Source organism: Streptomyces longisporus (assembly GCF_039532765.1).
GTDB lineage: Bacteria > Actinomycetota > Actinomycetes > Streptomycetales > Streptomycetaceae > Streptomyces > Streptomyces longisporus.
In genome coordinates, this window is sequence record NZ_BAAASG010000009.1 from 487,387 (window position 1) to 493,970 (window position 6,584).

Genomic DNA, 6,584 nt, shown 5'->3' on the forward strand with positions numbered 1-6,584 from the left:
CGACGGGACGTAGGCGCGGGCCGACGGCAGGCGCAGCCGAACCCGACACCCCGCCGGAACCGGACTGTTCTCCGCGGTGTATCAGGGGCTCGTCGCGGCCAGCTTCGGGGCGGGTGGTCGTCGGCTGCCGGGCGAGCCGCCGGGCGCCCCACCTGAGTTCTCCCCGGCAACGTGCTCCAACCGCATGCACGGCTCGGCTGCCCGTGCTCCTCCCAATCAATTGGGTGCGGTTGGCGATTGCGCCGTGAGCCGGTCGGATAGGGCCTGCCGTACCTCCAGCGCCGGATCACTCGCGAGAAGCGCTTGTCGATCCGGCGTCAGAGGGACGATGCTGGCGCCGAGGACGCGGACTTGCGGATCGGGGTGGGAGAGCATGCCGGTGGTCTGGACAGCGGCGTCGGGTGCGCCGTGAGCGAGATCGTGCATTGCGATCGCGCCCAACTTCCGCACCTCCGCGTCCGGATCGCGCATCAGTGCCGCACTTGAGGCCATCACTTCGTCAGCGAACGCGGTCTCCTGTGCCGCGAGTGGGGACTGGCGATCGCGCTGCTGGATGAACGCGTCCGTCGCGAGTACCAAGGCCATCCCGGGCAGATGCGTGATGCCCAGATTCAGGCGGCCTCGGCTGAACGCGCCGCTGGCCTCCAACGTGAGCCGGTCGAACTCCGGGAGCCCCGGGTTACGGCTGACGATCAGCATCCGGTCAGTGATGTCGAACAGGACCGGCCCGGGCAGGTGGAAGGCCAGAGCGCGCAGTGCGTCGATCGCCTGAATACGCGACGGTGACGTGTCGTGGGTGTCCTCGGCCATGGCGAGCAGGTGTCGTGCGATGGCCTCAGCCAGGGCGGGCAGCGGCCCTGAAGCGAGGAGAGCCGCTTGGTCGGGCCCCGTGGCCGTCTGAATAGCCGCCTGGTCAGGTATGTGCTGTGCGGTGGGCTGACCATAGACCTGGGTACTGCTTGTATCGGCCGGGGGATTCAGCTGGATCTGCAGCACGACGCGGCCAGCGGGCTGGGCCTGGTCGGGACCTAGATCGTCGGGGGAGACGTCGATGAGGGTGTCTGCCTTGAGCAGCGCTTTGAGGAAGTCGACGGTTTCGGTGGCCTGGGTGGGGTCACAACGTTGCGAGGGATGTCCACGGGGCGGCGCAGCAGCGCGGCGCAGGCTTGACGGGCTGCGGTCTGGACCGCGGGCGTGTCCTCGAGCCAGTGCGCGAGGACACGCAGGGCGTCCCGGTCGCCGTCCTCGGCGCGGGAGCGCACGATGCCCAGTAAGGGCTCGCGTGCCTGCTCGGGGATCTCGAGCATCAGGGGCCACAGGTTGAAAGGCGGCACTGGCAGCGCCAGCAAGGAGTCCAGCATCTGGGCGATTTCGGGGCGTTGTGGTTCCACGGGCCCAGTAGGCCTGGATGAGGAGGTTCGCGACGACGGGGGCGACCACCACCCAAGAGGCAGGCGCGGGGGTAGCGGTGGCTGGCCTGGCCAGAGCGAGGATGGTGTCCACGGCACTCTCGGGGATGCGCCGTCCGAACGCCGCCACAGCATTCAGAGCTTGGCGCTCGGGAGCGGGATCTGCATGGGGAGCTGCCCACACCGTGGCTGCATGCTCCAAGAGCTGGCGCACCGACTCGGGGACCACAGTGTCGGGCAGGGCGGCTGCCTGCGCTTTCATGACCGCGATGCTCGCGGCCTGGCGGTGACGCACCGGGGAGTTGAGCCAGTTGGTGACGTCGAACGGCCGCGGCAGCGCGCGCACCGCCGCGGCGGCTTTGTCTCCGGCCCCTGCCTCCAGGTAGTAGTGCGTGGCTGCGAGGTGGTGACCGCCGGTGCTGAGCACATCGCCCAACAGCGCTTGTGCGCTGGCTTCCTCGCGTCGGTCGCCGGACAGTCGCGCCTCCCACAGGTACCGGCGGACGTCTCCGAGTGCATCGGGCAGGCGACCGTGGTGGGCCGCTTCCAGCGCGGACAGTGCCGGGTCAAGAGCTGCCGCCAGCAGCCGCTTGCGATCGGGCAGGCCGCCGGTGGCGCCGTTCGGTCCGCCAAGCGGCCGGCCCTGGTCGATGGCCAGGTACTGCAGCGACCGCATCGCTCCCCGGGCGTCGCCATACAGTTGCTCCTCGCTGCTGGCCAGCACGGCCTGCCGCCACAGGTTCTCCGCCTGCTCGCCATCACCGCGTGCCGCGAAGGCGTAGGCGGCTCGGGACGCCACCAGCGCGCGGGCTCCGCGGAACCGCCCGGCCGCCGCAGCACGGACTAGCTGCTGCCATGACCGCTCGAGCTCCTCGCGTGTGCCTTCAAGGGGCACGGCGGCGTCGGCGTAAGCGCAGCGCAGCCGCGCCCGGATCACCGGATCACGGTGGTCGGCGGACGCCGCGAGCGACCGAAGCCGCGCCAACAGCCCGTCGGTGTCCGCGTCCAGCGGCGACAAGACGGGCCGTGCAGGAATCCAGTCATACAAGCCGTCGACGATGGCCTACTCGATCACCAGACAGCACAGCAAGGCGGCATGCTCGTCGCCAGCAGCAGCCAGGGCCTCGAGCGCCGGCACCGGGGCAGCCAGCTGGCTTCCGTGCTCGGACCAGCCGTCGACCGCAGCCAGAACTGTTGCCGTGGCGGGTGCCGAATTCCCCAGCTGGCCCGCAGTCCTTTCCAAATCCATGCGGACGAACGCGGCTGCCGTGTGGTCGGCAGTGGAGATCGCCGTCAGCGTCAACTTGACCAGGATGGAAAACGCACCCGACAGATCACCGCCCGACAGCAAGTTCCGCGCCTGGCGACGGTAAATCGCTGCCGAGTGCACCGGGAAGCCGCCTGCCTGCAGACCGTCGGCGACGAGCCCCAGCAGGTGCGCCGCATCCAGCGGGGTCCGCTCCTCCTGCGCGACAGCGTCGGCCTGGAGCGCGTCCAGGCCGAGTACCTCGGCGGGGTCATCGACCAGGCCCAAGGCTTCGGGTGCGATCTGTGCCGCGGGGGAAGGTGTGAATCCACAGAACGCCTCGGCCCAGTGTGGTCCGAACACCGCGAACACGAGATGGTGGGCATCGCGCAGGGCGCGGCTGAGCGCTTCCGCACCCCAACCCTCGATCACGAGATCGCCGGCGTACTCGTTCTGCAACTTGGCCAGCGCATCCACGGTGGCAGTGTCGTTCTCGGTCTGCGCCGACGTCACTACGACGAACCTGTAAGGGTCGAACCGCCGGGAGTCTCCCTGGAAGTTCGGGCCCCTGACGGGTCCGGCGTACGTCTCGACGGCCTCCCGGAGCTGCGCTTCCGTAATCTGCTGGTAGCGCTTGACCTGGTAGAGGGAGCGGCGCTGGGACGGCTCCCGCTCGACGATGTCCAGGCCGTGCTGCTTCTGCCCGCGCCGTCCGTAGAACTGCACACCCAGGTTGTGCCGCCGACTGACCACCTCGGCGACGACCCGCTCGAACACCTCGGGATCCAGCTCGTTGAACGGCAACAGGGCAGGGTTCTGGATCGGCGGCGGCAAGGGGCCGGACTGCCTGTGGCGGGTCAGCTGCGCCAGTGTCAGTTCTTCTGCCAGGTCGTCGCTGGCGTTCGCGGACATCCGCCCAGTATGGCGGCCACCGGCGACGGCACACGCCGCGCGACCAGCCGCTCACCAAGGAGTCGCCTGCAGCAAAGCGAGTTCGCCGAAGCAGAGCCAGAGGGGTGTGACGTCGACTTGCGATCCGGGGATCAAAGTAGGCCGTCGCGGGGCCCGGCGGAGGTGTGCCGGGTGCCGGTCGGCAGCACGAAGCTGTGTGAGCAACGAAGGCTGATTGCGGGGGGGCTCGGGGTCCGGCTGGGCGGGCGTGGCACGGGTGGATCTCATCTGATGCCAACTGGCGTGTGGCGTCGGTGATCCCCGCTAGGGTTCACATCTCGTCCACAATTTGCTCTCGGCGGGGGTCGTGTTTGTGTCGTGGATTGCCGCTCGTCGTGCTTCGGACCCGGCTCGGATCGGGCGCTTCCGGGTGGTCGGCGTGCTGGGCGCGGGTGGGATGGGCACCGTGTACGCCGCGGTCGGGGAGCGGGGCGAGCGGGTAGCGGTGAAGGCCGTGCACGCAGGGCAGGCCGCGGATCACCAGTTCCGGGCCCGATTCAGGCGCGAGGTGCAGGTGCTGCGGCGGGTGTCGGGTCCGTGTCTGGTGCCGCTGCTGGAGGCCGATCCCGAGGCGGAGATCCCGTGGCTGGCGACGGCCTACGTACCCGGCTTGACGCTCGCAGAGCACACTGCGGCGCACGGGCCGCTGGCCGGGATCCAGCTGCACCTGTTCGCCGCGGGGACGGCCGGGGCGCTCGCGGCCGTGCACGCCGCCGGGGTGGTCCACCGCGACCTGAAACCCGCGAATGTGATCCTGGCCCCCGACGGGCCGCGGGTGCTGGACTTCGGAATCGCCCACGTCGCCGACGGCACCGCCGTCACCCGTACCGGCATGCTCACCGGGACACCGGGCTGGCTGAGCCCCGAGTACTACCGGGACGGCACCGCCGGGCCGCCAGGGGATGTCTTTGCCTGGGGTGCGCTGCTCGCCTTCGCGGCCACCGGCCGCCACCCCTTCGGCACCGGCAATGCCGAGGCCGTCGCCTTCCGCGTCCTCAGCGCCGAGCCGGACCTCGACGGTGTCCCCGACGACATGCTCAGCCTCGTGACGGCGTGCCTCGCCAAAGACCCCGGCCATCGGCCGTCGTCCGCCGCCGTGGCGCACAAGACCGCCGAGCTGCTCGGCGAGCAGGCGACTCAGGTCCTCGGGGATGTCCACGACAGGCCGACCGAGTTCCCGAACCTGATCGCAGAGCAGTGGCACCCCCCGACCGTCGAAGACCCCGCCTGGCTGGCTTCCGCAACACGCCCTCCGCACGGGCGCGCCCGGCTCATCGTCGTCGCGGCCGCCGTATTTGCCGCGGCCGCCACAGGGACCTGGTTCGCGCTGGCCCCAGGCCACGCCTCAGCGCGCGCCACCCACTCCCCGCAGCCCGTCGCGGCCCGCTCCACTCCTGGCGCCACACCTGCTGCGACCACGTCATCTCTCGCCCGTTCAGCCGTTGCCGAGTCGCAGCCCCCGACTGCCGCGGCGTCGTCCGCGCCGACGCAGACCCAGGTGATCACCCTCAGTCCCTGGTCCCCAGGCGGCACCCCGGCAACCGGCATCACCATCACCGACCGCGCCAGCGGCTCCTGCTTCGGGACCGCCGAATCCACGATGCGTACGGATGCCTGGCGCTGCACCGCCGGCGACCGGATCCTCGACCCGTGTTTCTCCCCGGACTCCGATCCCTCGGACATCAGTGCGCTGTGCCTGGACGGAGCCCCCGACCGCATGGTCGAACTGTCGGTCCCCGAGGGCTTTCCTGGCAACAACGACCACATGCCGGGCGGACCCGACATCGAACCGATCAGCGTCGTCCTGGCCAACGGCGCCCGCTGCTCGTTCGCCGGTGGCGGCACCGCGACGCTCGCGGGACAGCGCCTGAACTACGGCTGCGACAACGGCGGCTACTTGTACGGCTACCCGAACAAGACCGCTGCAGTGTGGACCATCTCCTATGCCGCCCCCGGCAGCGGAGCCAGCGTCTCGACGCCGATCACCACCGTCTACCAGTAGCGCGCCGACGGCCACGCCGCTGAAGCGGCGGATGGCCGACTTGGCCACCGCTGCGGCCGCTGGTGGCCGCAGACGAAACTGCGGAAAGCTCGGCGGCCGGGGCGGCGATCAAGGTCTACATTTTAGACCGCGAGCGGATCATCGGCCCTGGCGGGGGAGATCGAGTACATGCGGTCGAGTACGCCTGGCTGGAGGAGATCCGCGACGTTCGCCTCTGCGCCTACCGGTTCGACTTCACGCCCTTCCGTCCCATCGGGGAGCCCGTCCCGCGTGCCCATGTGGCGGACGAAACTGTCGAGCCGCTGGGGTCGCCAGAGCCCGTCGGTGACCTGCTTGCCCTGTACGCCGAGGCTGGCAGCCAGCTGCGGGTTCTGGACGTCCTGTGGCCGTTCTCCAGACTGCCGCATGTCTGATGAGACATGCGGCCTCATGAGTGCCGGGGAACAGGTCCGCGAATGAACAGCACGGCCAAGTGGTCCCGGATCCGGATCGCCAGGCTGTCCCGGGGGAGTGCGGTCCGCGCCACCCGTGCCGTCTGCCGGCACGTCAGCCGGTCCTCGCTGGCCGAAACGAGATCGCTGACCTCTTTCCGTCACGACGTCGGCCCCGAGAACCAGATTCGAGGCTGACGAGATCACGCGCCGGAGACTTGACCAACAGGGTCACAAGCTGGCGAACTGATGTAAGATCAAGGATGGAATTGAGTAAGATTTCGCTAAAGTTATCCATCGTGAAAGCATGAAGAACCATGAGCAGGGTCGCCCGAAGGGAGAGCGGGTGGCAACTTGTGCACTCTTGCTCCACATTTGCAGCACTTCGTCCCCGTCTCATCGTGAACTAAGTGCGCAGGTTCCATGACCTTCCCGTGGTGATCGCCACATTGTTTCCGGGCTTACGCCGTTTTAGGGTCTCGCTCGACCACTTATTTTCGCTTTACAACTGTATACACGGGGGCTGTAGATGCTTTTTCGTCATG

General features: G+C 69.0%; 4 protein-coding genes. 2 read left to right on the forward strand and 2 right to left on the reverse strand.

Annotated elements, in window-relative coordinates; all coding sequences use genetic code 11:
- Positions 1-216 precede the first annotated feature (216 nt).
- Together ABD355_RS21105 and ABD355_RS21110 are read right to left on the reverse strand one after the other, a co-directional pair.
- The gene (locus ABD355_RS21105) at positions 217-2,457 is read right to left on the reverse strand and encodes a hypothetical protein (protein ID WP_344402048.1); all 2,241 of its coding nucleotides are present in this window, start codon (positions 2,455-2,457) and stop codon (positions 217-219) included.
- A gap of 15 nt (positions 2,458-2,472) precedes the next feature.
- Positions 2,473-3,567, reverse strand: a complete 1,095-nt coding sequence (locus ABD355_RS21110; RefSeq protein ID WP_344402049.1) for a hypothetical protein — start codon at positions 3,565-3,567, stop codon at positions 2,473-2,475.
- Between the two features lie 418 nt (positions 3,568-3,985).
- On the opposite strand from ABD355_RS21110, the gene ABD355_RS21115 reads away from it, so the two are divergent.
- Together ABD355_RS21115 and ABD355_RS21120 are read left to right on the forward strand one after the other, a co-directional pair.
- A complete protein-coding gene (locus ABD355_RS21115) occupies positions 3,986-5,608 on the forward strand; it encodes a serine/threonine-protein kinase (RefSeq protein WP_344402050.1) in 1,623 nt (540 codons plus the stop codon).
- Between the two features lie 62 nt (positions 5,609-5,670).
- Positions 5,671-6,021 (forward strand): DUF6886 family protein, encoded by a 351-nt coding sequence (locus ABD355_RS21120; RefSeq protein ID WP_344402051.1) that lies wholly within the window; start codon positions 5,671-5,673, stop codon positions 6,019-6,021.
- Positions 6,022-6,584 lie beyond the last annotated feature (563 nt).

Excerpts from the sequence above, each read along its gene's own strand:
- ABD355_RS21110 (WP_344402049.1), bottom strand. The coding sequence starts at position 3,567 with ATGTCCGCGAACGCCAGCGACGACCTGGCAGAAGAACTGACACTGGCG.